The organism is Acidovorax sp. GW821-FHT09A11, from assembly GCF_059418365.1.
Map to the genome: position 1 here is coordinate 190060 of NZ_JBWKPS010000003.1, position 24364 is coordinate 214423.

At 62.8% G+C, this 24364-nt stretch carries 19 protein-coding genes and 1 tRNA gene; 3 read left to right on the forward strand and 17 right to left on the reverse strand.

Translation table 11 applies throughout. The features are described 5' to 3' along the window. Nucleotides 1-3: 3 nt before the first annotated feature. A complete protein-coding gene (locus tag AC07PV_RS08460; RefSeq protein ID WP_492254433.1) occupies nt 4-984 on the reverse strand; it encodes a hydroxymethylglutaryl-CoA lyase in 981 nt (326 codons plus the stop codon). After that, on the reverse strand, nt 977-2155 hold the full coding sequence (locus tag AC07PV_RS08465; RefSeq protein ID WP_494629984.1) for a CaiB/BaiF CoA transferase family protein: 1179 nt from the start codon (nt 2153-2155) through the stop codon (nt 977-979). Before AC07PV_RS08465 ends, AC07PV_RS08460 begins: the two co-directional genes overlap by 8 nt. Nucleotides 2156-2267: 112 nt before the next feature. Here AC07PV_RS08465 and AC07PV_RS08470 point away from each other — a divergent pair, with 112 nt between their 5' ends. Then, entirely contained in the window at nt 2268-3179 is a 912-nt protein-coding gene (locus AC07PV_RS08470) for a LysR family transcriptional regulator (protein ID WP_494629986.1), read from the forward strand. A 159-nt stretch (nt 3180-3338) separates the two neighbouring features. Here AC07PV_RS08470 and AC07PV_RS08475 read toward each other — a convergent pair whose 3' ends face one another. Continuing rightward, complete coding sequence (locus AC07PV_RS08475; protein ID WP_494629988.1) at nt 3339-4271, reverse strand: LysR substrate-binding domain-containing protein; 933 nt, start codon at nt 4269-4271, stop codon at nt 3339-3341. 104 nt (nt 4272-4375) lie between these two features. Between AC07PV_RS08475 and AC07PV_RS08480 the strand changes: the two genes are divergently transcribed. Both AC07PV_RS08480 and AC07PV_RS08485 read left to right on the forward strand, forming a co-directional pair. Further along, the gene (locus AC07PV_RS08480; RefSeq protein ID WP_494629990.1) at nt 4376-5356 is read left to right on the forward strand and encodes a Bug family tripartite tricarboxylate transporter substrate binding protein; all 981 of its coding nucleotides are present in this window, start codon (nt 4376-4378) and stop codon (nt 5354-5356) included. A gap of 14 nt (nt 5357-5370) precedes the next feature. Next, nucleotides 5371-5790: a 5-carboxymethyl-2-hydroxymuconate Delta-isomerase gene (locus AC07PV_RS08485; RefSeq protein ID WP_218297381.1), complete on the forward strand. Its 420-nt coding sequence runs from the start codon at nt 5371-5373 to the stop codon at nt 5788-5790. A 504-nt stretch (nt 5791-6294) separates the two neighbouring features. Here AC07PV_RS08485 and AC07PV_RS08490 read toward each other — a convergent pair. The 14 genes from AC07PV_RS08490 to secE form a co-directional block, all read right to left on the reverse strand. Continuing rightward, a tRNA-Phe gene (locus AC07PV_RS08490) sits at nt 6295-6370 on the reverse strand. A gap of 68 nt (nt 6371-6438) precedes the next feature. After that, nucleotides 6439-7122, reverse strand: coding sequence for a response regulator (locus tag AC07PV_RS08495; RefSeq protein ID WP_218297382.1), 684 nt, complete (start codon nt 7120-7122; stop codon nt 6439-6441). Nucleotides 7123-7160: 38 nt separating this feature from the next. Then, nucleotides 7161-9461: a sensor histidine kinase gene (locus AC07PV_RS08500; RefSeq protein WP_218297383.1), complete on the reverse strand. Its 2301-nt coding sequence runs from the start codon at nt 9459-9461 to the stop codon at nt 7161-7163. Then, nucleotides 9458-10030, reverse strand: a complete 573-nt coding sequence (locus AC07PV_RS08505) for a DUF4390 domain-containing protein (protein ID WP_492255352.1) — start codon at nt 10028-10030, stop codon at nt 9458-9460. The genes AC07PV_RS08500 and AC07PV_RS08505 overlap by 4 nt, the downstream gene beginning before the upstream one ends. Nucleotides 10031-10076: 46 nt before the next feature. Beyond that, the gene (gene rsmB / locus AC07PV_RS08510; RefSeq protein ID WP_494629991.1) at nt 10077-11504 is read right to left on the reverse strand and encodes a 16S rRNA (cytosine(967)-C(5))-methyltransferase RsmB; all 1428 of its coding nucleotides are present in this window, start codon (nt 11502-11504) and stop codon (nt 10077-10079) included. An 18-nt stretch (nt 11505-11522) separates the two neighbouring features. Then, nucleotides 11523-12089, reverse strand: a complete 567-nt coding sequence (locus AC07PV_RS08515) for a LemA family protein (RefSeq protein WP_218341323.1) — start codon at nt 12087-12089, stop codon at nt 11523-11525. Between the two features lie 150 nt (nt 12090-12239). Then, nucleotides 12240-16475 carry a DNA-directed RNA polymerase subunit beta' gene (gene rpoC, locus AC07PV_RS08520; RefSeq protein WP_218297385.1) on the reverse strand — a complete coding sequence of 1412 codons (4236 nt, stop codon included), beginning with the start codon at nt 16473-16475 and terminating at the stop codon, nt 12240-12242. A gap of 21 nt (nt 16476-16496) precedes the next feature. Continuing rightward, on the reverse strand, nt 16497-20609 hold the full coding sequence (gene rpoB, locus AC07PV_RS08525; protein ID WP_218297386.1) for a DNA-directed RNA polymerase subunit beta: 4113 nt from the start codon (nt 20607-20609) through the stop codon (nt 16497-16499). Nucleotides 20610-20875: 266 nt separating this feature from the next. Beyond that, nucleotides 20876-21253: a 50S ribosomal protein L7/L12 gene (gene rplL / locus AC07PV_RS08530; protein WP_008907085.1), complete on the reverse strand. Its 378-nt coding sequence runs from the start codon at nt 21251-21253 to the stop codon at nt 20876-20878. 40 nt (nt 21254-21293) lie between these two features. Next, nucleotides 21294-21818, reverse strand: coding sequence for a 50S ribosomal protein L10 (rplJ, locus tag AC07PV_RS08535; protein ID WP_218297387.1), 525 nt, complete (start codon nt 21816-21818; stop codon nt 21294-21296). A gap of 236 nt (nt 21819-22054) precedes the next feature. Next, entirely contained in the window at nt 22055-22750 is a 696-nt protein-coding gene (gene rplA / locus AC07PV_RS08540; protein ID WP_218297388.1) for a 50S ribosomal protein L1, read from the reverse strand. Beyond that, nucleotides 22751-23182 (reverse strand): 50S ribosomal protein L11, encoded by a 432-nt coding sequence (gene rplK, locus AC07PV_RS08545; RefSeq protein ID WP_063459212.1) that lies wholly within the window; start codon nt 23180-23182, stop codon nt 22751-22753. A 164-nt stretch (nt 23183-23346) separates the two neighbouring features. Then, the gene (gene nusG, locus AC07PV_RS08550; protein ID WP_082437456.1) at nt 23347-23943 is read right to left on the reverse strand and encodes a transcription termination/antitermination protein NusG; all 597 of its coding nucleotides are present in this window, start codon (nt 23941-23943) and stop codon (nt 23347-23349) included. After that, on the reverse strand, nt 23940-24326 hold the full coding sequence (gene secE, locus AC07PV_RS08555) for a preprotein translocase subunit SecE (protein ID WP_218297389.1): 387 nt from the start codon (nt 24324-24326) through the stop codon (nt 23940-23942). The genes nusG and secE overlap by 4 nt, the downstream gene beginning before the upstream one ends. Nucleotides 24327-24364: the final 38 nt, after the last annotated feature.

Here is a 24364-nt window from a genome sequence, read left to right on the forward strand (position 1 = left end):
GGACTACTTTGCAGATGCCGTGTTGCGAGCGATGGCGCGCTCCCGGATTTCATCGAAGCCCGCCGGTGGCGCATGGCGCTTGAGGCGTTCGCCGGCGCGGCTCACCTGGGCGGGGAGCTCGTGGCCAATCAGCCGCTCCAGCTCGTGGGCCGCCTGGATGAGACCAGGAACATCGACACCCGTGTCGTAGCCCATCCACTGCAGCATGTGGACCACGTCCTCCGTGGCCACATTGCCGGACGCACCTGGGGCATAGGGACAGCCACCGATACCGCCCAGCGACATGTCGAACTGGCGTATGCCAGCCTCGACCGCCGCAAGTGTGTTGACCAGGCCCATCCCCCGCGTGTTGTGGAAGTGGCCGGTGATGTTCAGTTGGGGATAGGCCTTGGCGACTGATTCGCAGATGCCATGGACCTGGGTGGGGTATGCCATCCCCGTCGTATCGCACAGGGTGACGCCTGTAGCCCCCAAGCCAGCGAACTGACCCACCAGGTCCAGCACGGTGGCCTGCGGCACCTCTCCCTCCATGGGGCAACCGAACACGCAGGACAGCGAAATGTTCACAGGTACCTTGGCCGACACGGCAAGGGCAGCCACATCACCCAGCTGGCGCAGCGACTGTGGACGGGTCATCCTCAGGTTGGCCAGATTGTGGGTTTCGCTGGCCGACATCACCAGGTTGAATTCGTCTACCCGGCACTCCAGGGCGCGCTCGCCACCACGGACATTGGGAATCAACGCGGTGTACACAACACCGGGCTCGCGCCGAATGCGGTGCATGACGGCCTCGGCATCCCTGAGCGCAGGGATTGCGGTCGGCGAGGTGAACGACGTCACTTCGATCTTGGAGTACCCCAGTCCGCTCAGATGGTCCACCAACCGCACCTTGTCGTCGGTCTCTACGAACGCGGCCTCGTTCTGAAGGCCGTCGCGGGGGCCGACCTCATTGATCTTGAGCTTGATCGCCCTGCCCTCAAACATGGTGGGCCTCCTTCTCGCTGCGTGCTGGCCATCCTGAGGTTTCCGACAGAACGTGGGTGTGTTCTCCCAGCAGAGGCGCTGGATATGAAACACGTCCGGGTGTGGCGCTGAGCTTGGGAACGATGCCAGGTACCTTCACTCGCGTTCCGTCGGCGGTTTCCTGCTCGACAATCATTTCCCGGGCGATGTACTGGGGGTCGTGCACGATGTCCTCCACCGTGTAGACCTTGCCTGCAGGCACCTTGGCCTCGTCGAGCACGTTGAGCACTTCGGCCAGCGACTTGGTGAGTGTCCATGCCTCGATGGCGGCGTCGATTTCCTGAACCCGTGCGACACGGCCGTCGTTCTGGGCAAGTGCCGGTTCATGCTCCAGGTCATGCCGGCCTATGGCAGCCATGAGCCGTTTGAAGATGCTGTCGCCATTGCCCGCAATCAGCGCATAGCCACCATCAGAACACCGATAGACATTGGTCGGCGCGATTCCTGGCAGCGCGCTGCCCGAGCGCTCACGCACAGCGCCGAAGGCGTCGTATTCGGGCACCAGGCTCTCCATCATGTTGAAGACACTCTCATAGAGGGCGACGTCAATCACCTGGCCTTCGCCGCCCCGGGCATCACGGTGGTAGAGAGCCAGCATGACGCCGAGGGCTCCGTGCATGGCGGACAGACTGTCCCCAATGGAGATGCCGCAGCGCACCGGCACCCGCCCAGGCTCGCCCGTCAGGTGGCGCAGGCCGCCCATGGCCTCGCCGAGAACGCCGAAGCCGGGCTTCTGCCTGTAGGGCCCCGTCTGCCCATACCCAGAGATACGCAGCATGATGAGCCTGGGATTGAGCGCATGCAGCGTCTCCCAACCCAGACCCCAGGCCTCCATGGTTCCGGGCTTGAAGTTCTCGATGACCACGTCTGCCTCGGTGAGCAGCGCACGGGTTGCGTCCTGGCCTTCGGGCGTGCGAAGGTCCAGTGCGACCGACCTCTTGTTGCGGGATTGGACCTCCCACCAGACCGAGGTGCCCTCCCGGAGCAGGCGCCATTTTCGCAGCGGGTCGCCAACCCCTGGCGGCTCTACCTTGATGACATCCGCGCCGAAGTCGGCCAGAGTCTTGCCAGCAAACGGGCCCGCAATCAGCTGCCCGAGTTCCAGTACCTTGATTCCGTGGAGTGCTTGCACGTTCGCCTTATCCGTTGTCTGTGGGGCGACTGTAGGAGGATCATTGCTGTCGTGGAATTGCTCATTTGTGGCACGGCATTCGCGTTTTGCGAAACCTTCCTAGAATTGACCCATGCCCACGCTCATCAACCCCGCACGCGTTGACTTCGTCACCCTCAGGCTCTTTTGCGCAGTCGCGCAGGCGGGCAGCGTTACACGGGGGGCTGAAGCCTGCAGTCTCGCTGTCTCGGCCGCGAGCCGGCGGCTGTCGGACTTTGAAAACGCTTCGGGAACAAGGCTCTTCGATAGAACATCCCGTGGAGTCCAACTGACACCTGCTGGCCACTTGGCAATGCAGCATGCGCTTCGGCTTTTCCAGGGGTTCGAACAGTTCAGCAGCGAGATCCGGGACTACACCAAAGGGATACGCGGCCATGTCCGCCTGTGGGCCAACATGTCCGCACTGACGGAGTTCCTGCCTGGCTGCCTCTCCACGTTCATGGCCGAGTACCCCGACATCCATGTGGAGCTCGAAGAGCAACTGAGCGGTGACATCGTCCGCGCGGTGGTCGAAGGCGTTGCGGACATTGGCATATTCGCCGAGAACACGGCGGTCGGCGACTTGAACGTGGAGCGATTCCAGCAAGACCTTCTTGTGGCCGTTTGTGCGCACAACCATCCATTGGGAAAGCGGAAGCGGGTCAGCTTCAGGGAATGCCTGAAGTACGACTTTGTGGGCCTGAATCGTGGGAGCTCTTTGCTTGAACTGACCTCGCGAGCCGCAGAGCAATACGGCGAAGTGATGCGCGTTCGCGTGCAGGTCCGCAGTTTCGACGCGATGTGCCAGATGATCAACGCGAACCTCGGGATTGGAGTCTTGCCAGTTGCTGTCTTGAGAAGTACGCAACCTCATCCACTCAAGACGGTCCATTTGAGTGAGCCGTGGGCCAGGCGCAACCTTCTCCTCGGAGTGTCGCCGTCCTGTTCAGCCGCGGCGGGACTTCTGCGAGACCACCTGAGGCTGTCCGCCGCGAGTTCCTGTTGAGAACCGGCAGTGTGCGCAAACCGCGGGACGGCTCAGTGCCAGTCCACTGGTTCTTGGGAACGTCGATGCAAGGGTAGCTAGCCTAGGCGACATGGAAGTCGAGACGCATGGCGAAGTGTTCCCACTCAAGGCCATGGCAGCTACCGGGCCTTGTCTTCTTCAGTTTTTTGATCGTCGGACCCACGATACCGGCTGCCTGGGGCTTGCGGCCGACAGCGCATCCCAAAGGTGCCGGGCAGCCAGGCTGTGATGCCGGCTGCGTGAGCGCACCAGGCAGGCTTGCCTGCGTAGTTTCTTGTCAGCCAAAGGGGTGGCGTCGTTCACATCCAGGCTCAGCGCGGCGGCGCCGTTGAGCAGTGCAACCATGCTGTTCTCACGCGCCGCATGCACAAGATCTTCAAGCGCATCGGACTCAAGTTGGACGTTTGGCTTCAGCCCCAGCGCGGCAAAGGCGTTGTCGAGCTGGCGGCGCATTGAATACTCGGCGGGAAGCAATGCCAGAGGGTGCTTCGCGACGTCGGCGAGGCTCAGCGAGCGCCTTCTGGCCCCCAACCCGACAGCAACAGCAGACTCCTCGAAACATGCCAGGACTTCAAGATCCGCATGTGGTTCCGGGTCGAAACTGACAGCAAGATCAAGATCACCGCGCAAAACGCCTTCGGTCAAGGCTTGTGCAGTCCGTCTGCGCAGCGCAATCGAAAGCTCCGGCCACTGAGCTTGCGCGGTGCGCACCACGGGGAGTACCCAGCATCCAGCGTAAGACTGCACCAGGCCGACGCGGACCAGCCCTGCCACGGTGTTCGCACGTTGGCGCGCATCGCGCAGGGCCGACTGCAGTTCCATCAGACAGGTCGAAACCCGGCGGTCAAGCTCCTGCCCAGAGACCGTCGCAATGGCGCGCCCGCTCGTACGGTCGAACAGATGCACATCGAGGGTCGATTCCAACAAGGCGATTTGCTCCGACAGGGCCGCCTGAGAGATCGAGGCATCGCGCGAAGCTGCATTGAAGCTGCGCGCACGCATCGCTGCCGCGAAGTAGCGCAACTGGCGCAAGGAGACAAGATCAAGTGGATCGCGGTCGCGTGTGCCCATTGTTATCGGATTATCCGATAGATACGACCAGAAAATGCAAATTGCGCAGACCCGCTGCACTGTCGACACTACAACACGAGATAACTCCAACCAACTGTGCACCGATGAAAAGACGCAACTTCCTTCAGTACGCTGGCGCGGCCACGGCACTTCCCGCCCTCGGCGTGACGCCCTGCGCTCACGCGCAGGCTTTTCCCTCAAGGCCGATCCGGATCGTGTGCCCCTATCCAGCAGGCGCTACTACGGATGCGGTTTCGCGCCTGATGGCGAATGCCTTGCAAACGCACAGTGGTGCCACGGTGATGGTCGACAACCGCAGTGGTGCGGGCGGGAACATCGGCACCGAGGCGGTCGCACGCGGTGAGGCCGACGGATATACGCTGCTGCTGGGTGCGCTTGGCCCGTTGGCCGCCAACCCTGCGCTGTATCCCAAGCTCAACTTCGATGCAGCAAAGGACTTCACACCGCTGGCATGGGCCGCTTCGGTGCCGTTGCTCTGGGCCGTGCACCCCTCCTTTGCTGCGACGACGGTCAACGAAGCCCTCGAACTGCTGCGCAAGAGCCCCGGCAAGTACTTCTACGCGTCTGCTGGCAATGGCACACCTCAACACTTGGCGGGCGAACTGTTCAAGCAGCAGACCCGTACGTCCATCCTCCACATTCCGTACCGCGGCTCCGCCCCTGCACTCAACGATGTGCTGGGAGGGACAGCTCACATGGTGTTCGAGGCCATGCCGGCCATCTTGCAGCATGTGCACAGCGGGCGCCTGAAGGCGCTTGCGGTGACGGCAGCCCAGCGCATTCCCTCCTTGCCCAATGTGCCAACGCTCAAGGAATCGGGTGTGGATGCCGAAATTGGCGGCTGGTACGGTTTCCTGGCCCCCGCTGCCACGCCGGCCGACCGCACGGACTGGTTGGTCAAACACATGGGCGCAGTGCTCGCAACCAAGACCACTCAAGACAAGCTGGCCGCACTCGGCTCGGTACCTGTCGATAGCTCCCCCCAGGCTTTCGCGCGGCTGATGGCGAGCGAGCGAACACGCTGGCAGAAGCTGATCCGCGATGTCGGCATCAAGATCGACTGAACACGGAGCCCCCCATGCCGCATATTGCCATCCAGGTTTCACCGCCGCTGCTTGCAGCGATTGAATGGGAGCCTGTATTGCGGGCTCTGCACCATGCGCTGGCGGAGCGCGGATGGGCAGTGCTCGCAGACCTGAAGTCGCGCGTGACTCCCATCGCCGCCGAGTTGTGCGGAGTAGATCCGCAAGCGCAGCAACTGATCGCGACCCTCATGCTGACCAACCCGCGCCCGCCGGATACCTGCGCCGCGATGGCCGCGATGGTGTTGGATCATCTTTCTCACGCAATCGACGCCCACCCGGCGACCATGGACTGGGTGCAATGCTGCGTGTTTCTGCGTGAGCATCCGAAGACACACTACCTCAAGCGGGAGTGGAATGGACCACTTCCAACCGCAAGACAACGACCTGATCTTGCCGAACGGCAACCAGCTTAGGAGCAGCGTCCTGCCCAACGTCCCAGACTATGTCTCCCCCGGAAAGGGATACAGGCATCGTTGCAATGCCCGCAGAGTTCCACCGGTCGCCTTTAGGCGCCGCTATCGAAGACCGCAAGCCGCACGCAGCGCGAAGGGCTACCGTGAGCGAGATCGAACGCCATGCTCGCTCCGTCCAATGCTGATCTGAGCTGAGCGGCAGTCCGTCTGCGGGATTCGAATGCCCTGGTCCAGCTTGAAGCACGCCAATCGGACCAAAGGGCTGATCCGCAGCGGCATTGGCGGATCGTCTCGATCCATCACTGCGCTCAATGGTGAATGAAAGCGCGTCGCCCGGACATATTGCTCCCGAGCCCAGCAGTTGCCCCCAAAGTTGCCCCCACTTTGCGCTGGCTTGGGGTGGATAACTACGGACGGGCCCGGAATGGGAAAAGCCCTAAGTCGTTGATTTACTTAGGGCTTTTTGACTTCTGCAGTCGTCTATGTACGACTACAAAATGAGAGTGGTGGCCTGGGGCGGAATCGAACCACCGACACAAGGATTTTCAATCCTCTGCTCTACCGACTGAGCTACCGGGCCTGAGCCTCAAATTATAACCAGAAAAATCGAGGCTTCTGAAGAACCTGAAGGAATTTATTGCGGTGCTGCTAGGTGCGCTTGCCTCGCCCCAGGTCCACGCCCAACTGGCGCAACTTGCGGTACAGGTGGGTGCGCTCCAGGCCGGTTTTTTCGGCTACCCGCGTCATCGAGCCGCCCTCGCGGGCAAGGTGGAATTCGAAATAGGCTTTCTCGAAGCCATCACGCGCTTCGCGCAGGGGGCGGTCCAGATCAAACCCCTGGTGGGCGTGCGGGCCGGCGTCCACGCTGGCCATCACGGCCGATACGGCCGGCAGTTGCGAGAACGTGGGGTCGGCGGGAGCGTGAACGGGCGCCTGGGTGGCGGCCGCCGGGGCCGATTGGTGGGCGGCATTGCGCGCCAGGCCCTGCTCCACCGCCTTGAGCAGCTTTTGCAGGGTGATGGGCTTTTCAAGGAAAGAGAACGCGCCGATGCGCGTGGCCTCCACGGCGGTGTCGATGGTGGCGTGGCCGCTCATCATGATCACGGGCATGGTGAGCACGCCGGCCGTTGCCCATTCCTTGAGCAGCGAGACACCGTCGGTATCGGGCATCCAGATATCGAGCAGCACCAGGTCGTAAGTATTGCCCGACCGGGCAGCACGCGCCTGGGTTGCGTTTTCTGCGAGGTCTACGCTGTGACCTTCGTCGTTCAGGATTTCCGACAACAGATCACGAATGCCGAGCTCATCGTCGACCACCAGAATGTTTGCCATGTGTGTTGAAGCGCCTTGGGTACTGCGGGGCGGTGTTGTTATGACGCCACCGCTGGTTCAGGGGCGAATGATAACGACACTTGGGCTCCCCGCACCACGCCATCTTCGATGCGATTCGACAAGTCGATGCGTGCGCCGTGCTCGTCGGCAATCTTTTTGACCACGGCCAGCCCCAGGCCGGTACCCCGCGGCTTGGTGGTGACGTAGGGTTCGAAGGCCCGCTGAAGGATGTGCGCGGGGAAGCCGGCGCCGCTGTCCGATACCGTGAGCCGCACGCGCCGCGAGGACTCGCTCCAGCGCGTGCTGATGCGCACCGCGGGCACGGGCTCGGAGGTGCTGGCACGGGCCTGTTCCGTGGAATCCTGCGCGTTTTGCAGCAGGTTGTGCACGACCTGGCGCAGTTGCTGCGCGTCGCCCGCGATGCTGGGGCAGCGCGGGTCCAGCTCGGCTTCCACACGCACGGTGGCGTTCTCTTCCCCATACAGGTGGAGCACATCCGCGACCAGCGCATTGAGATCCAGCGCATGCAGCTCTGCGGCGGGCAACCGTGCGTAGTCTCGGAATTCGTTGACCAGCCGCTTCATGGCGTCCACCTGGTCCACGATGGTCTTGACGGACTTGGCCAGGATGGCTTGCTCTGGATCCGGCAGTTTGCCCGAGAGCTTCATTTCCAGCCGCTCGGCGGACAGCTGGATGGGCGTCAGCGGATTCTTGATTTCATGCGCCAGGCGCCGTGCCACCTCGCCCCAGGCCTGCGCACGCTGTGCTGAAACAATTTCCGAAATGTCGTCAAAAACCAACAATCGGGCCGAATCAGGCAGTTCGGCCCCCCGGGCCACGAGGCTGGTGGCGTGCTGCCCCACGCCGCCGGACGACGCATGCAGTTCAAACGGTTGCTGCCAGTGGTCCAGCCCATGGCGTTCGGTGTCCCCCAGGAAGGCGTCGAAATGGCCCTGGATCGATGCCGCAAACTCGGCAAGGCCGGGCACCTCGGACAGCGGACGCCCTTCGTACACCGCCATGGGTGCGCGCAGGATCCGCGTGGCGCCGGGGTTGGACGACCGGATCAGCCCCTGCGCATCCAGGACGATGACCCCCGCTGTCAGGTTGTCCAGAATGGTCTGGAGATTGGCGCGGGCGGCATCGACCTCACCCATGCTCTGTTCCACGGCCTGCCGGGCATCCGCCAGTTGCTGGGTCATCAAGGCGAAGGACCGCGTGAGGCCGCCCAGTTCGTCCTTGCCCTGCAGCACGGCCTTGGGGCTGAGGTTGCCGGCCGCCACCTCGCGCACCCCTTCGGCCAGCACGAGCAGGGGGCGTGCCAGCTGATTGCCCAGCAGCACCGCCAGCAGCACGGCTCCAAATACCGCCAGGAAAAGGCTCAGCGTGAGCGTGCCCACGTACATGCGCCGCAGGCCTCCCCGCGCCAGCGCGCGCTCCTGGTATTCACGGTTGGCCTCCTGCACGGCGATGGCGTTCGCCACCAGCGCGGGCGGCAGCGGGAGCGTGGCTTGCAGGTACCGGGGCTCCACGAGCAAGCCCACACTGGGACTGCTCACCAGGGCCAGCACCTTGACCCGCGCGTTCTGCGCGGCGGCAGGGTCCGATATATCGTCCAGTCCCTCGATCTGCGCGGTGGCGCGCTGCTGGCGCACGGTGCGCAGCAGGGGCACCCCGGGGCGGTCGGGATTCAGGCTGAAGCGCGACTGGCCGGCGCTGGCCACCGCCTGCCCTGCAGCGTTCCAGAGCACGACATCGGTGGCGCCCAGCTGCTCGCGGATGCGTTCGAGCACCAGCCCGGCGGCGGCATCGGGCACCTGGGCCACCTGCGCACCCGCGTTGCGCGTCTTGGCGGCCATGTCGGTAGCCAGCGAGTCGAGTGAAACCCGGGCCAAATTCACCCCCGCCGACAGGGCCCCTTCCACCTTCACATCGAACCAGCTCTCGATGGAGCGGGTGACGAACTGGTAGGACACCACGTAGATCAGCAGCCCCGGCATCAGGCCCACCAGCGCGAAAATGGCCGCCAGCTTGACGAGCAGCCTGCTGCCAAAGCGCCCCTTGCGCAGGCGCATGCCCAGGCGCACCGCCACCCAGACCAGCACGGCCAGCAGCAGCAGCGCCACCAGCACGTTCACGCCAAAGAGCCAGGCGTAGTTGCGCTCGTACAGCGCGCGGTTGTTGGTCGCCAGGGTAAGCAGGAACATCAGCACCAAGCCGATGGCAGACATGGCGGCGGCGCCCACCCCCACCGCCCAGCGCACGGCGCGCGACTGGCGTGCGGCGGCGTGGGCTGATGCGGAGGCCGCCGCCGGCCGGGGAGCGCCGGGGTGACTCACTTCGCAGGCTCCGCTGCCAGGCGCTGGCTGCGCGAAACCAGCAGATTCCATCCGGATCGCCCCACGGCCCCAATCTGAAACGGGCGGGGCAGCTGGGACATGTCGAGCCTGAACCGGAAGTTGACCGTGTGCACGGCATCTGCCTCGATCACCTCGTTTTCAGCGATCTTCCAACGCGAAATCCGCTGAATGGCAGACAACGCGTCGGCATAGTCGTCAAAGTTCTGCCCCAGCACCACGCCCAGGCCGCTGTTGGTGAACGGTACGGGGGAGATGTTCAATCGCCATCTTCGCGTCAATGGCTGATAACTTAGGCGCAGATAGCGGGTGGTTTCCGCCACTTGGCGGTCAGACCAGTACCAACGGTCGCGCAGCACCTGGGCCTCCGCCACGAAGAACATGGGAATGCCTTTGTTCAATGCATCTTCTGCGAGTTCCGGCAGCATGAACTGCAGGTTGGTGCTGAGGTACAGGCCGTCTTCGGCCCGCTCGAGCCGCAGTTCGCCCACCTCGGGCGCGGCGGCTTGCCCTGCCGCGGCCAGCCCCGGCAGCAGGGCGGCACATCCCATGAGCACAAAAATTGCGCAAACCACCATCCACCGAGCCATCACGGACTCATTGCGGCGATTTTTGCAACAGTGCGTAAAAAAATCCGTCGTGGTCACCCGGTTGATTGTCCGGGACAGCCCCGGGCTTGTCCCCGTTGCCGGGAATTAAATGCCCCGGCGACGGCAGCAATTGCGCATCGGTGTTGTGTGCAAGAAACGTTTGCACCTGGTCGTCGCCTTCGGCGCGGAACACGGAACAGGTGCAATACAGCAGCCGCCCGCCTGGGCGCAGAAGGGGCCAGAGCGTCTTCAGCAGGCGGGCCTGCAGGGCGGCCAACTGGGCAATGTCGCTCTCGCGGCGCAGCCAGCGCACGTCGGGGTGGCGCCGCACGATGCCCGAGGCGGTGCATGGCGCATCGAGCAAGATGGCATCGAACAGTTCACCCCCGCAGTGCTGCTGCCACCAGTCCTGGGGGCGTGCGGCGTCGGCCACGACCACCTGCGCACGAAGCCCCAGGCGCTGCATGGTGTCACCGATGCGGGCGCTGCGGGCGGCGTCGATCTCCAGCGCGGTGACCTGTACAGGGGCGCCAGCACCGGCCAGCTCCAGAAGGTGGGCCGTCTTGCCCCCCGGTGCGGCGCAGGCGTCGAGCACACGCAGGGGCTGTGCGAGGTCCAGGCCGTCCAGCAGCAGGGGCGCCGCCATCTGCGCGGCGGCGTCCTGCACCGACACCCAGCCCTGGTCAAAGCCCGGCAGGGATTGCACAGGCACGGGATGCCGCAGCACCAGCCCGGCATCGCCCCACGAAGACGCTTCCAAATTAATAGCACCTAGCGCTTGATGGTATTGCGCCAGAGTGCATTTTTGCTTGTTAACCCGCAACGCCATTGGCGCGTGGGCGTTGTTGGCCTGAAGGATCTGCTCCCAATGCTGGGGATGGTCCTTGCGCAGCCGTGCGATCCACCACTGGGGATGGTTCCAGCGGGCCAGCGGGTCGTCGCCGGTGCGGGCGACCAGCGCATCGCGCTCGCGCAGAAAGCGTCGCAAGCACCCGTTGATGAACGAGGCCTGCGCGCGGGTGGATGCGCTCCGCTTGGCCGCCTCCACCGCCTGATTCACCAGCGTGAAGGCCTCATACGGCGATTCGTCCGGGTTCCAGCACAGCGCCAGCGCCGTGCACAGCAAGGCATCCGCCGCCGGCGGCGGCGTGCGGGCGACCATCTGGCGGCGCAATGCCTCGGCGCGCCCGGCCTGGCGCAGCACCTGGAACAGCAGAGACTGCACACCCGGGCGCAGACCCACGTCCACCGCCGCCATGGCGGCGGTTCCGGACTGGCCCCCGCGAATGGCCAGCAAGGCGCCGGCCACGGCATCCAGCTGCTGCCACAGCGCCACCGGCTGTCCGCCCCCGGACGGCGGGTGGGCGGGGCTGCGGGGCGAAGGAGGTTGTCCCCCGGAAGAAGACATGGGGCGGCGCGCAGGGGGTTGGGTCATGGTGGTCCTGAAAACGGTCTACAGGCCCCGGGCGGCCTTGAATCCGAACACCCAGGCCAGCAGGTTCGCGGGAAACTGGGCAATGGCGGCGTTGTAGTGCAACACCGCATCGTTGAAGACGCGAATGGCCTGGTCGTTCTGCTGGACATGTTCATCCCACCGGATTTGCCAGGGCGACGGCAAGGCGTCCCGCGCGTCAGCCGCTGTGGGCGGTGGGTCGCCCTGCCCTTCCCTGCGCCCCGCCTTCTGCCAGCAAGCCTGCAGCACATCGCGTGCGGCCGTCAGAGCGGCGATTGCATCTGCCTGCAGGGGACGGGCACGCGCCATTGCGAGCGACGCACTCAATTGGGTGGTGGCGCCCTGCAGTGCTGCCATCTCCTGTTCCGGGGCACTCAAGGTGGAGGGCTGGACAGCATGCGCGGCTCCAAACTCTCCCAGCAGCGCCACCAGCCGCACCATGTGCGCGTCAAAACTGCCGAACGCCTGCACGACGGCAGAGCGCAGCCGCATCAGGCGGTTGTAGGCGCCCAGGGCCCAGAAGACGGCGATGGCAAAAACAATCCAGAAAAGAGGCGATGACCACATGCACAGCTGCCGTCTCCGCGTGCACCACGCGTTCCGGCCCGAAAAGTAAATGGAGAAAGGAAAAGAAGAAAGGTGCGCAGACGATGTCCAAAAAAAAGCTCCCGGCCTGCCAGGGACAGGGCGGGAGCTCTTCAGTGACAGCCCTCGGGCTTAGTCAGCAGCTGCGTCGGTGGCCGTGGAGGCACTGCCCTCGACTTCGGTGGCATCCGCCTGGGCTTCCATCTCGGCCGCTTCGGCTTCGGCGATGGCGCGGCGCTCGGCGTCGTCCATGGCATCCTTGGCCTTGCGTGCCTGGTGGTAAGCCAGACCCGTACCAGCCGGGATCAGGCGGCCCACGATCACGTTTTCCTTCAGGCCGCGCAGCTCGTCGCGCTTGCCCATGATGGCAGCCTCGGTGAGCACGCGGGTGGTTTCCTGGAAGGAAGCCGCCGAGATGAAGGAGTCGGTCGACAGCGAAGCCTTCGTGATACCCAAGAGCAGGTTGCTGTAGGTCGCGGGAATCTTGCCCTCGGCCTGCAGCGCCTCGTTGGTGTTGAGGATCTCGGAGCGCTCAACCTGCTCACCGGCGATGTAGTTCGACTCGCCGACGTTCTCGACCACGACGCGGCGCAGCATCTGGCGAACGATCACCTCGATGTGCTTGTCGTTGATCTTCACGCCCTGCAAGCGGTACACGTCCTGCACTTCGTCCACGATGTAGCGCGACAGTTCCTCGATGCCCAAGAGGCGCAGGATGTCCTGCGGATCGGCGGGGCCGTCCACAATCGACTCGCCCTTGTTCACCACCTGGCCTTCGTGCACCAGGATGTTCTTTTCCTTGGGCACGAGCTCTTCGAACACGTGGCCTTCAGGATCGGTGATCTGCAGGCGGACCTTGCCCTTGGTTTCCTTGCCGAACGACACGGTACCGGTCATCTCGGCCAGCGTGCCCTTGTCCTTCGGAGTGCGGGCTTCGAACAGCTCAGCCACGCGGGGCAGACCGCCGGTAATGTCGCGGGTCTTCTGGCCTTCGACCGGAATACGCGCCAGCACTTCGCCGGGGCCCACGTCCTGGCCGTCGCGCACCTGGATCAGCGCGCCGACCTGGAAGCCGATGGTCACCGAGTGGTCGGTGCCAGGGATCTTCACTTCGTTGCCCTGCGCGTCGATCAGCTTCACCTGTGGACGAACGACCTTGGCAGCGCCGCGGCGCTTCGGATCGATCACCACCAGCGTGGACAGGCCGGTCACTTCGTCGACCTGCTTGGCCACCGTGAGACCTTCTTCGACGTTCTCGAACTTGGTCTGGCCGGCGAACTCGGTGATGATGGGGCGCGTCAGCGGATCCCAGTTGGCCAGGATGGTGCCGGCCTTGATCTGCTGGTCGGCCTTGACCGTCAGCGTCGCGCCGTAAGGCACCTTGTGGCGCTCGCGCTCGCGGCCATGCTCGTCGTGGATGATGATCTCACCCGAACGTGCAATGACGACCAGCTCACCCTTGGTGTTGCTCACGTAGCGCATCGTGGCATTGAAGCCGATCACGCCGTTGGACTTGGCTTCCACGCTCGATGCGATGGCGGCGCGCGAAGCGGCACCACCGATGTGGAACGTGCGCATGGTCAGCTGCGTGCCGGGTTCGCCGATGGACTGGGCAGCGATCACGCCCACGGCTTCGCCGAGGTTGATCAGGCCGCCACGGCCCAGGTCGCGGCCGTAGCACTTGGCGCACAGGCCATAGCGGGTCTCGCAGGTCAGCGCCGTGCGCACCTTCACTTCGTCGACGCCAGCGGCTTCGAGTTCCTCGATGAGGTCTTCCTCGAGCATGACGCCCGCCTGGACCAGCACCGCCCGGGTTTCCGGATGCAGCACGTCTTCTGCGGCCGTGCGGCCCAGGATACGGTCGCGCAGCGATTCGATCACTTCGCCGCCTTCGACGATGGCGCGCATCAGCGAACCATTGGAGGTTTCGCAATCCTCCTCGGTCACGACCAGATCCTGCGTCACGTCCACCAGGCGGCGGGTCAGGTAACCGGAGTTGGCGGTCTTGAGCGCCGTGTCGGCCAGACCCTTACGGGCACCGTGGGTGGAGATGAAGTACTCCAGCACATTCAGGCCTTCGCGGAAGTTCGCGGTGATGGGCGTTTCGATGATCGAGCCGTCTGGCTTGGCCATCAGGCCCCGCATGCCGGCCACCTGGCGGATCTGGGCGGCGGAACCGCGGGCACCGGAGTCGGCCATCATGTAGATGGAGTTGAACGACTCCTGGTCCACTTCCTTGCCGTGGCGGTCCATGACCTTCTCTTTGGACAGCCGGGCCATCATCACCTTGGACACTTCGTCGCCGGCCTTGCCCCAGATGTCCACCACCTTGTTGTAGCGTTCGCCAGAGGTGACCAGACCGGACACGTACTGCTGTTCGATCTCCTTCACTTCCTTCTCGGAGCGCTCGATGATGCCGGCCTTCTGTGGAGGCACCAGCATGTCGTCGATGGCGATGGAGATACCGGCGCGCGTGGCCAGACGGAAGCCGTTTTGCAGCAGCTTGTCGGCGAACACGACCGTTTCCTTCAGGCCGCACTTGCGGAAGGACACGTTGATCAGGCGCGAGATTTCCTTCTTCTTGAGCGCCTTGTTCATGTTGGAGAACGGCAGGCCCTTGGGAAGGATCTCGGACAGCAGTGCGCGGCCAGCGGTGGTTTCCACGAGCGAGGTGGACGGAACGAATTCGCCCGTTTCCTTGTTCTTGGTCCACTCGGTCATGCGCACCGTGATCCTGGCGGCGAGTTCGACCTCGCCGGCGTCCAGAGCACGTTGCACTTCACCGGTGTCGGCGAACACCAGGCCTTCGCCCTTGCCGTTGATACGGTCACGGGTGGCGTAGTACAGGCCCAGCACCACGTCCTGCGAAGGAACGATGGAGGGTTCGCCCGATGCGGGGAACAGCACGTTGTTGGAGGCCAGCATCAGCGTGCGGGCTTCCATCTGCGCTTCCACCGACAGCGGTACGTGAACAGCCATCTGGTCACCGTCGAAGTCGGCGTTGAAGGCCGCGCAGACGAGTGGGTGCAGCTGGATGGCCTTGCCTTCGATCAGGATGGGCTCGAAGGCCTGGATACCCAGACGGTGCAGCGTAGGCGCACGGTTGAGCATCACGGGGTGTTCCTTGATGACCTCTTCCAGGATGTCCCACACCACCGGCGTGCCGGATTCGACTTCCTTCTTGGCAGCCTTGATCGTCGTCGCGATGCCCATGGCTTCCAGGCGCGAGAAGATGAAGGGCTTGAACAGCTCCAGGGCCATCAGCTTGGGCAGACCGCACTGGTGCAGCTTGAGCGTAGGGCCCACGGTGATCACGGAACGACCGGAGTAGTCCACGCGCTTGCCCAGCAAGTTCTGGCGGAAACGGCCGGACTTGCCCTTGATCATGTCGGCCAGCGACTTCAGGGCGCGCTTGTTGGCGCCCGTCATGGCCTTGCCACGGCGGCCGTTGTCCAGCAGCGAGTCGACGGCTTCCTGCAGCATCCGCTTTTCGTTGCGGGCGATGATTTCAGGGGCCTTCAGCTCCAGCAGGCGGCGCAGGCGGCTGTTGCGGTTGATGACGCGGCGGTACAGGTCGTTCAGGTCGGAAGTCGCGAAGCGGCCGCCGTCCAGCGGCACCAGCGGACGCAGGTCCGGTGGCAGCACGGGCAGCACTTCGAGCACCATCCACTCGGGCTTGATGCCCGACTTCTTGAACGCTTCCAGCACCTTCAGGCGCTTGGCGTTCTTCTTGACCTTGACTTCGGAGCCGGTCAGGTCGCCACGCAGGCGTTCGATCGACAGGTCGATATCGATGGATTCCAGCAGGTCCTTGATGCCTTCGGCGCCCATCTTGGCGATGAATTCGTCGCCGTATTCCTTGCGCTTGGCGTCGTAGTCGTCCTCGGACATGATGCTGAACTTCTTCAGCGGGGTCATGCCGGGGTCGGTCACCACGTAGGCTTCAAAGTACAGCACGCGTTCGATGTCGCGCAGCGTCATGTCCAGCACCAGGCCCAGGCGCGATGGCAGCGACTTCAGGAACCAGATGTGAGCGCAGGGCGCGGCCAGGTCGATGTGGCCCATGCGTTCGCGACGCACCTTGGTCTGCGTGACTTCAACACCGCACTTCTCGCAGATCACACCGCGGTGCTTCAAACGCTTGTACTTGCCACACAGGCATTCGTAGTCCTTGATGGGGCCGAAGATCTTGGCGCAGAACAGCCCGTCGCGCTCGGGCTTGAACGTGCGGTAGTTGATGGTTTCGGGCTTCTTCACTTCGCCGAAGGACCACGAGCGGATCTTTTCGGGCGAAGCCATGCCGATGCGGATGGCATCGAAATGCTCATCCGGCGTGAATTGCTTGAACAGGTCGAGTAGCGATTTCATAGTGACTCTTTCCTTTTCTGCTTAGGAGCGTTCCAGCTCGATGTCCAGGCCCAGCGAACGGATTTCCTTGACCAGCACGTTGAACGATTCCGGCATACCGGCTTCGATGGCGTGTTCGCCCTTGACGATGGATTCGTACACCTTGGTACGGCCCACCACGTCGTCGGACTTCACCGTCAGCATTTCCTGCAGCACGTAGGCGGCGCCGTAAGCTTCCAGCGCCCACACTTCCATTTCCCCGAAACGCTGGCCGCCGAACTGCGCCTTGCCGCCCAGCGGTTGCTGCGTGACGAGCGAGTAAGGACCGGTCGAACGGGCATGCATCTTGTCGTCCACCAAGTGGTGCAGCTTCAGGTAGTGCATGTAGCCGATGGTCGTCGGACGCTCGAAACGCTCGCCGGTGCGGCCGTCGAACAGGTAAGCCTGAGTGCGGGTGGGCGTGAGGCCCTTGCGCTCGGCAATGTCGTCCGGGTAGGCGATCTTCAGCATGTCCTTGATTTCTTCTTCCGAAGCACCATCGAACACCGGAGTGGCATAAGGCACGCCGCTGGTGAGGTTGGCCGCCATGTTCAGCACATCCTCATCGCTCAGTTGCGAGAGGTCTTCGGTACGGCCGCGGGAGTTGTACACCTCTTCCAGGAACTTGCGCAGCTCGGAGGCCTTGGCCTGCTGCTGCAGCATGTCGCCAATGCGCTGGCCGATGCCCTTGCCGGCCCAGCCCAGATGGACTTCGAGCACCTGCCCGATGTTCATCCGCGAGGGCACGCCCAGGGGGTTCAGCACGATGTCGGCAGGGGTGCCGTCGGCCATGTAGGGCATGTCTTCGACCGGAACGATCTTGGAGACCACCCCCTTGTTGCCGTGGCGGCCGGCCATCTTGTCGCCGGGCTGCAGGCGGCGCTTGACGGCCAGGTAGACCTTGACCATCTTGAGCACGCCCGCTGGCAGCTCGTCGCCTTGTGTGAGCTTCTTGCGCTTTTCTTCAAAGGCCAGGTCGAAGCTGTGGCGCGTCTGCTCCAGAGCGTTCTTGATGGACTCGAGTTGCGTGGCGACTTCGTCTTCGGCGGGACGGATGTCGAACCAGTGGAACTTCTCGACCGACGCCAGGTAGGCCTTGTCGATCTTGGTGCCCTTGGCCAGCTTCTGCGGGCCGCCATTGGCCACGCGGCCGTTGAGCAACTTTTCGATACGGTCGAAGGCGTCGGCCTCGACGATGCGCAGCTGGTCGTTCAGGTCCAGGCGGAAGCGCTTGAGTTCATCGTCGATGATCTGCTGGGCGCGCTTGTCGCGCTGAATGCCTTCGCGGGTGAACACCTGCACGTCGATCACGGTGCCTTGCGAGCCCTGGTCCACGCGCAGCGAGGTGTCCTTCACGTCGGAAGCCTTTTCGCCGAAGATGGCGCGCAGGAGCTTCTCTTCAGGCGTCAGCGTGGTCTCGCCCTTGGGCGTGACCTTGCCTACCAGCGTGTCGCCGGGCTGCACTTCGGCGCCCACGTAGATGATGCCGGACTCGTCCAGACGGTTCAGCTGCTGTTCCGACAGGTTCGGAATGTCGCGCGTGATTTCTTCGGCGCCCAACTTCGTGTCGCGGGCCATGACCACCAGTTCCTCGATGTGGATCGAGGTGTAGCGGTCTTCGGCCACCACGCGCTCGGAGATCAGGATCGAGTCTTCGAAGTTGTAGCCATTCCAGGGCATGAAGGCGATCAGCATGTTCTGGCCGATGGCGATCTCGCCGAAGTCCGTCGATGCGCCGTCGGCGATCACGTCACCCTTGACCAGCTTGTCACCCTTCTGGACGATGGGGCGCTGGTGAATGTTGGTGTTCTGGTTGGAACGCTGGTACTTGATGAGGTTGTAGATGTCCACGCCCACTTCACCGGCCACGGCCTCGTCGTCGTTCACGCGCACCACGATGCGGGTGGCATCGACATAGTCGACGATACCGCCACGGGTCGCGGTGACCACGGTGCCCGAGTCCACGGCGGCCACACGCTCGATGCCCGTGCCCACCAGGGGCTTCTCGGGACGCAGCACGGGCACGGCCTGGCGCGACATGTTGGCGCCCATCAATGCGCGGTTCGCATCGTCATGCTCCAGGAATGGAACCAGCGAGGCGGCCACCGACACGATCTGCGCGGGCGACACGTCCATGTACTGCACACGGTCTGCACCGCACAGGATGGATTCACCCTTTTCGCGGGCAGAGACCAGTTCGCCCGTCAAGCGGCCGTCCTTGTCGAGCACGGCGTTGGCCTGCGCGATCACGTACTTGCCTTCCTCGATGGCCGACAGGTAGTCGATCTCGTTCGTGACCTTGCCTTCCACCACGCGGCGGTACGGGGTTTCGATGAAACCGTATTCGTTCAGGCGTGCGTACAGGGCCAGCGAATTGATCAGGCCGATGTTCGGGCCTTCAGGCGTTTCGATAGGGCAGACGCGGCCGTAATGGGTCACGTGCACGTCGCGCACTTCGAAGCCTGCGCGTTCGCGGGTCAGACCGCCCGGGCCCAGTGCGGAAACACGGCGCTTGTGCGTGATTTCAGCCAGGGGGTTGGTCTGGTCCATGAACTGCGACAGCTGCGAGGCGCCGAAGAATTCCTTCAGCGCAGCCGAGATCGGCTTGCTGTTGATCAGGTCGTGGGGCATCAGCGGCTCTTGCTCGGCCTGGCCCAGACGCTCCTTCACGGCCTTCTCGATACGTGCCAGGCCGGTGCGGTACTGGTTCTCGGCCAGTTCGCCCACGCAGCGCACGCGGCGGTTGCCCAGGTGATCGATGTCATCGACTTCGCCGTTGCCGTTGCGCAGGTCCACCAGGATCTTGACCACGGCAAGGATGTCCTCGTTGGACAACACCATGGGGCCGGTGGATTCGTCGCGGCCGATCTTGGCGTTGAACTTCATGCGGCCCACGCGCGACAGGTCGTAGGTGTCGGGGTTGTAGAACAGGCGCTGGAACAGGGCCTGCACGGCGTCTTCCGTGGGCGGCTCGCCGGGGCGCATCATGCGGTAGATGGCGACGCGCGCTGCGAACTCGTCCACCGTTTCGTCGATGCGCAGGGTCTGCGACATGTACGCGCCCTGGTCGAGTTCATTGGTGTAGATGCACTGCACGTCCTGCACGCCGGCACTGCGCAGCTTCTTGAGCAGTGCCTCGGTCAGTTCGTCATTGGCCTTGGCGATGATCTCACCGGTGTCCGCATCCACGATGTTGCGGGCCACCACGCGGCCGATCAGGAAGTCTTCGGGCACGCTGATGTGCGTGGTGCCGGACTGCTCCAGTTCGCGGGTGTGGCGCGCGGTCACGCGCTTGTCCTTGGCCACGACGACCTTGCCGGACTTGTCGGTGATGTCGAAGCGCGCCACTTCGCCGCGCAGGCGCTCGGAGACGAACTCCATCTGCGCGCCGCTGTCCATCAGGCGGAAATTGTCGTTGACGAAGAAGTTCGCCAGGATGGATTCCGGGTTCAGGCCGATGGCCTTGAGCAGGATCGTGACCGGCATCTTGCGGCGGCGGTCCACACGGAAATACAGGATGTCCTTCGGGTCGAACTCGAAGTCCAGCCAGGAGCCGCGGTAAGGGATGATGCGCGCCGAGAACAGCAGCTTGCCCGAGCTGTGCGTCTTGCCCTTGTCGTGCTCGAAGAACACGCCGGGCGAGCGGTGCAGCTGGGACACGATCACGCGCTCGGTGCCGTTGATGATGAACGAGCCCTTGTCGGTCATGAGCGGCACTTCGCCCATGTAGACCTCTTGCTCCTTCACTTCCTTGACCACCTTGGACTGCGACGTCGAGGACTCGCGGTCATAGATGATCAGCTGCACCTTGGCCCGCACGGCCGACGCGAACGTCAGGCCACGCGTCTGGCACTCGCGCACGTCGAAGGCGGGCTTGGCCAGGTTGTACTCGATGAATTTCATCTCCACGAAACCGTTGTGGGAGACGATAGGAAAGGCAGCGTCGAATGCAGCCTGAAGGCCTTCGATGGTTCTTTTCTGGGGTGCTTTATCAGCCTGCAGGAAAGCGGTGTATGCGTCCTTCTGCATCTGCAGCAGATAAGGAACTTCGAGCACGCTATCGCGGGTGCCGAAGCTTTTGCGAATTCGCTTGCGTTCGGTGTAGGAATAGGCCATGAGATCTCCGGGCAAAGACATGAGTCCTGGGTCTTCGACGACTGACCCGCAAGGAGAGGTGTCCTTGCGGGCTTGGCGGTTGGCCACTACCAACCATGGCGGACGGTGATGCATTGCACATCACCCGAACCAAGGCGTCTTCTGCTGTCGGGGTTGTCAGAAGACACTCGAAAGACTCGTGGAAAACGAGGCTTGCGGGTGCGCTCTGAAAGCACCAAAGGCTGGAGGCCCTTTGAGGAGCACTCCAGCCCTTGAACGAGACCGAATTACTTGAGTTCGGCCTTGGCGCCGGCTTCCACCAGCTTCTTGACGGCAGCTTCGGCGTCGGCCTTGGCAATGCCTTCCTTGACGTTCTTGGGAGCGCCGTCCACCAGGTCCTTGGCTTCCTTGAGGCCCAGGCCGGTGATTTCGCGCACTGCCTTGATGACGGACACCTTGTTGGCGCCGGCTTCCGTCAGCACCACGTTGAATTCCGTCTTTTCTTCAGCAGCAGCAGCGCCAGCACCGCCACCAGCGGCAGCAGGAGCAGCCATGGCTGCAGCGCTCACGCCAAACTTCTCTTCAATGGCCTTCACCAGGTCATTGAGTTCCAGGACCGTCATGCTGTCCAGCGCGGTCAAGAATGCGTCTTTATCGAATGCCATTTTGATTTCCTAACAATTGTGTTGGTTGACTGCCCGGCTATCAAGCCGCGGCAGGTTCGGCGGCCGGTGCGGCTGCGCCTTCGCCTTTTTTCGCCGCCAGTGCGCCCAGCACAACGGCCGTACGCGACATGGGGGACATAAGCAAGCCACAAATCTGAGCCAGCAGCACTTCCTTGGAAGGAATGTTGGCCAGTTGCTTAACGCCGTTGACATCCAGGGCCTTGCCACCGAAAGCGCCACCACGAATCACCAGCTTGTCGTTGGTTTTCGCGAAATCGGCCACCACCTTGGCGGCGGCCACAGCGTCTTCGGAGAAGCCATAGATCAGCGGACCGGTCATCTGGTCAGCCACCACGTCAAACGCGCTGCCAGCTACAGCACGGCGAGCCAGGGTGTTCTTCAGAACACTCAGGTTCACGCCCTTGCTGCGAGCTTCCACACGCAGTTTGGTCATGTCGGCGACCGTGATGCCGCGGTACTCCGCGATCACAAGCGTTTGAGCTTTAGCGGCGAGGCTGGTCACTTCACTGATGACCGCTTCTTTCTCACTGCGATTAAGACTCAAGGTCTACTCCTTAAATTGCACATTCAGGCTTGCACCCTCCTGCGCGCTCTTGTTGCAGCGACCAACTGTTTCGGAACGGATTCCATCTGCAGCGGGATCGCCATCTGCGTTGGCCCCAGGGGGATTAAGTGCGAACTTGCACACCAACGGTCTTGGATGGCCTGAAGGCAGCTTGAATGCCAGCTTCAGCCCACCACATCGGACCCTTTGACAGGTCCGAAGATTTCTTTTCGCAATTACGCTGCGATGGATTGCGTATCCACGCGGACGCCCAGACCCATCGTGGAAGACACGGCGACCTTGCGCAGGTACAGACCCTTGCTCGAAGCAGGCTTGGCCTTGTTCAGTGCATCGATCAGGGCAGCCAGATTGCCTTGCAGCTTCTCGTTGTCGAACGAACGGCGGCCAATCGTGCTGTGCACGATACCGGCCTTGTCCACGCGGAACTGCACTTGACCAGCCTTGGCGTTCTTCACGGCCGTGGCAACGTCAGGCGTCACTGTGCCCACCTTGGGGTTGGGCATCAGGCCACGCGGGCCCAGGATCTGGCCCAGCGTACCCACGACGCGCATCGCATCAGGGGCAGCAATCACCACGTCGAAAGGCATGTCGCCAGCCTTGACCATGGCGGCCAGGTCGTCCATGCCGACGATGTCGGCACCCGCGGCCTTGGCTTCTTCAGCCTTGGCACCCTGGGCGAACACGGCGACGCGCGTCGTCTTGCCGGTACCGTTGGGCAGCACCACGGCGCCACGCACCACTTGGTCGGACTTCTTGGCATCAATGCCGAGCTGCACGGCCACGTCGATGGATTCATCGAACTTGGCGGTGGCGGCTTCCTTCACCAGGGCCACTGCATCCGCGAAGGCGTACAGCTTGGTGCTGTCAACCTTGCCCTGCAGGGCTTTTTGCTTTTTCGTCAACTTGGCCATTTACAAACCCTCCACCGTCACGCCCATCGAGCGTGCGGAACCAGCCAGCGTACGGACAGCTGCGTCAACATTCGCGGCATTCATGTCCTTCATCTTGGTCTTGGCGATTTCTTCGAGCTGTTCGCGCGTGATCTTGCCGACCTTGATCTTCAGCGCATTGGCCGAACCCTTTTCGAGCTTGATGGCCTTCTTGATCAGAGTCGTCGCAGGCGGCGTCTTGATGATGAAGGTAAAGCTCTTGTCTGCGAAAGCCGTGATGACCACGGGCAATGGCAGGCCTGGCTCCACACCTTGGGTCTGCGCATTGAATGCCTTGCAGAACTCCATGATGTTGAGGCCACGCTGACCCAGTGCCGGGCCGATGGGTGGGGATGGATTGGCCTTACCAGCTGGGACTTGCAGCTTGATAAAACCGACGATTTTTTTCGCCATGTTTTACTCCTTACGGGTCATAACGCCTGCGCTGCACCATGCAGCAACCGGCTCCCCGGGGTTAACGACTCGCTATCACGATGTTCGCACCGAGCCGAAAAGCGCGACATCCAATTGCTTGCCCTGGCGTGCCAGGGCGATCAGGGTTTTTATCGAAGACGTTCTTACGTCTTTTCGACCTGACCAAATTCCAGCTCGACCGGCGTGGAGCGGCCGAAGATCATCACGGAGACGCGCACGCGGCTCTTTTCGTAATTGACTTCTTCGACGGAGCCATTGAAATCCGTGAACGGACCTTCCTTGACGCGAACCAGCTCGCCCACCATGAATTCGATCTTGTGGCGCGGCTTGTCCGTGCCTTCCTGCATCTGGCTGACGATCTTCTGGACTTCCTCTTCGGAAATAGGGGCGGGGCGGTTCTTGGCCCCCCCCACGAAACCGGTCACCTTGTTGGTGTGCTTCACCAAGTGCCAGGTATCGTCGTCCATCACCATCTCGACGAATACATAGCCAGGGAACAAGCGACGCTCCGTCGTCTTGCGCTGGCCGTTTTTCATCTCCACCACTTCTTCGGTCGGCACCAGAATGCGACCGAACTTGTCTTGCATGCCAGAGCGACCAATGCGTTCCTGGATATTGCGCTCCACCGCCTTTTCCATGCCCGAATAGGCATGGACGATGTACCAGCGCAGATCCGGATTTGCCGAAGCAGAAGCGCCTGCAGGAGCTTCTGCTCCAGTGATTTCCGCAGCGGTCGTCATGACTTTCTCCAACCCAAAACCAAGTCGTACAAGACCCATTCCAGCGTCTTGTCCGTGAACCACAGGAAAAGCGCCATGATCACCACGAAGGCAAACACATACGCCGTCATCTGCAAGGTTTCCTTGCGGGTAGGCCAGACGACCTTTTTCACCTCGCGCCATGCATCCTTTGCGAAGGCAACGAACTGACGGCCAGACTCCGACACCAGGAACACGCCCGCAGCCGCCACCAGACCGACGATCAGCGCAGCCCATTGGACGAGAGCACCCTGCTTGCTCAGCAAATAAAAGCCCGCAACCGAGGCGATGACCAAAGCCACCACCGCTGCGAGCTTGGCCTTGTCTGCGCCTGTATTGACAGTTTCAACCTGTGAAGTGGCCATCTTTGAGTATTTCCTGCTTCCGATTCACGGCATCACTT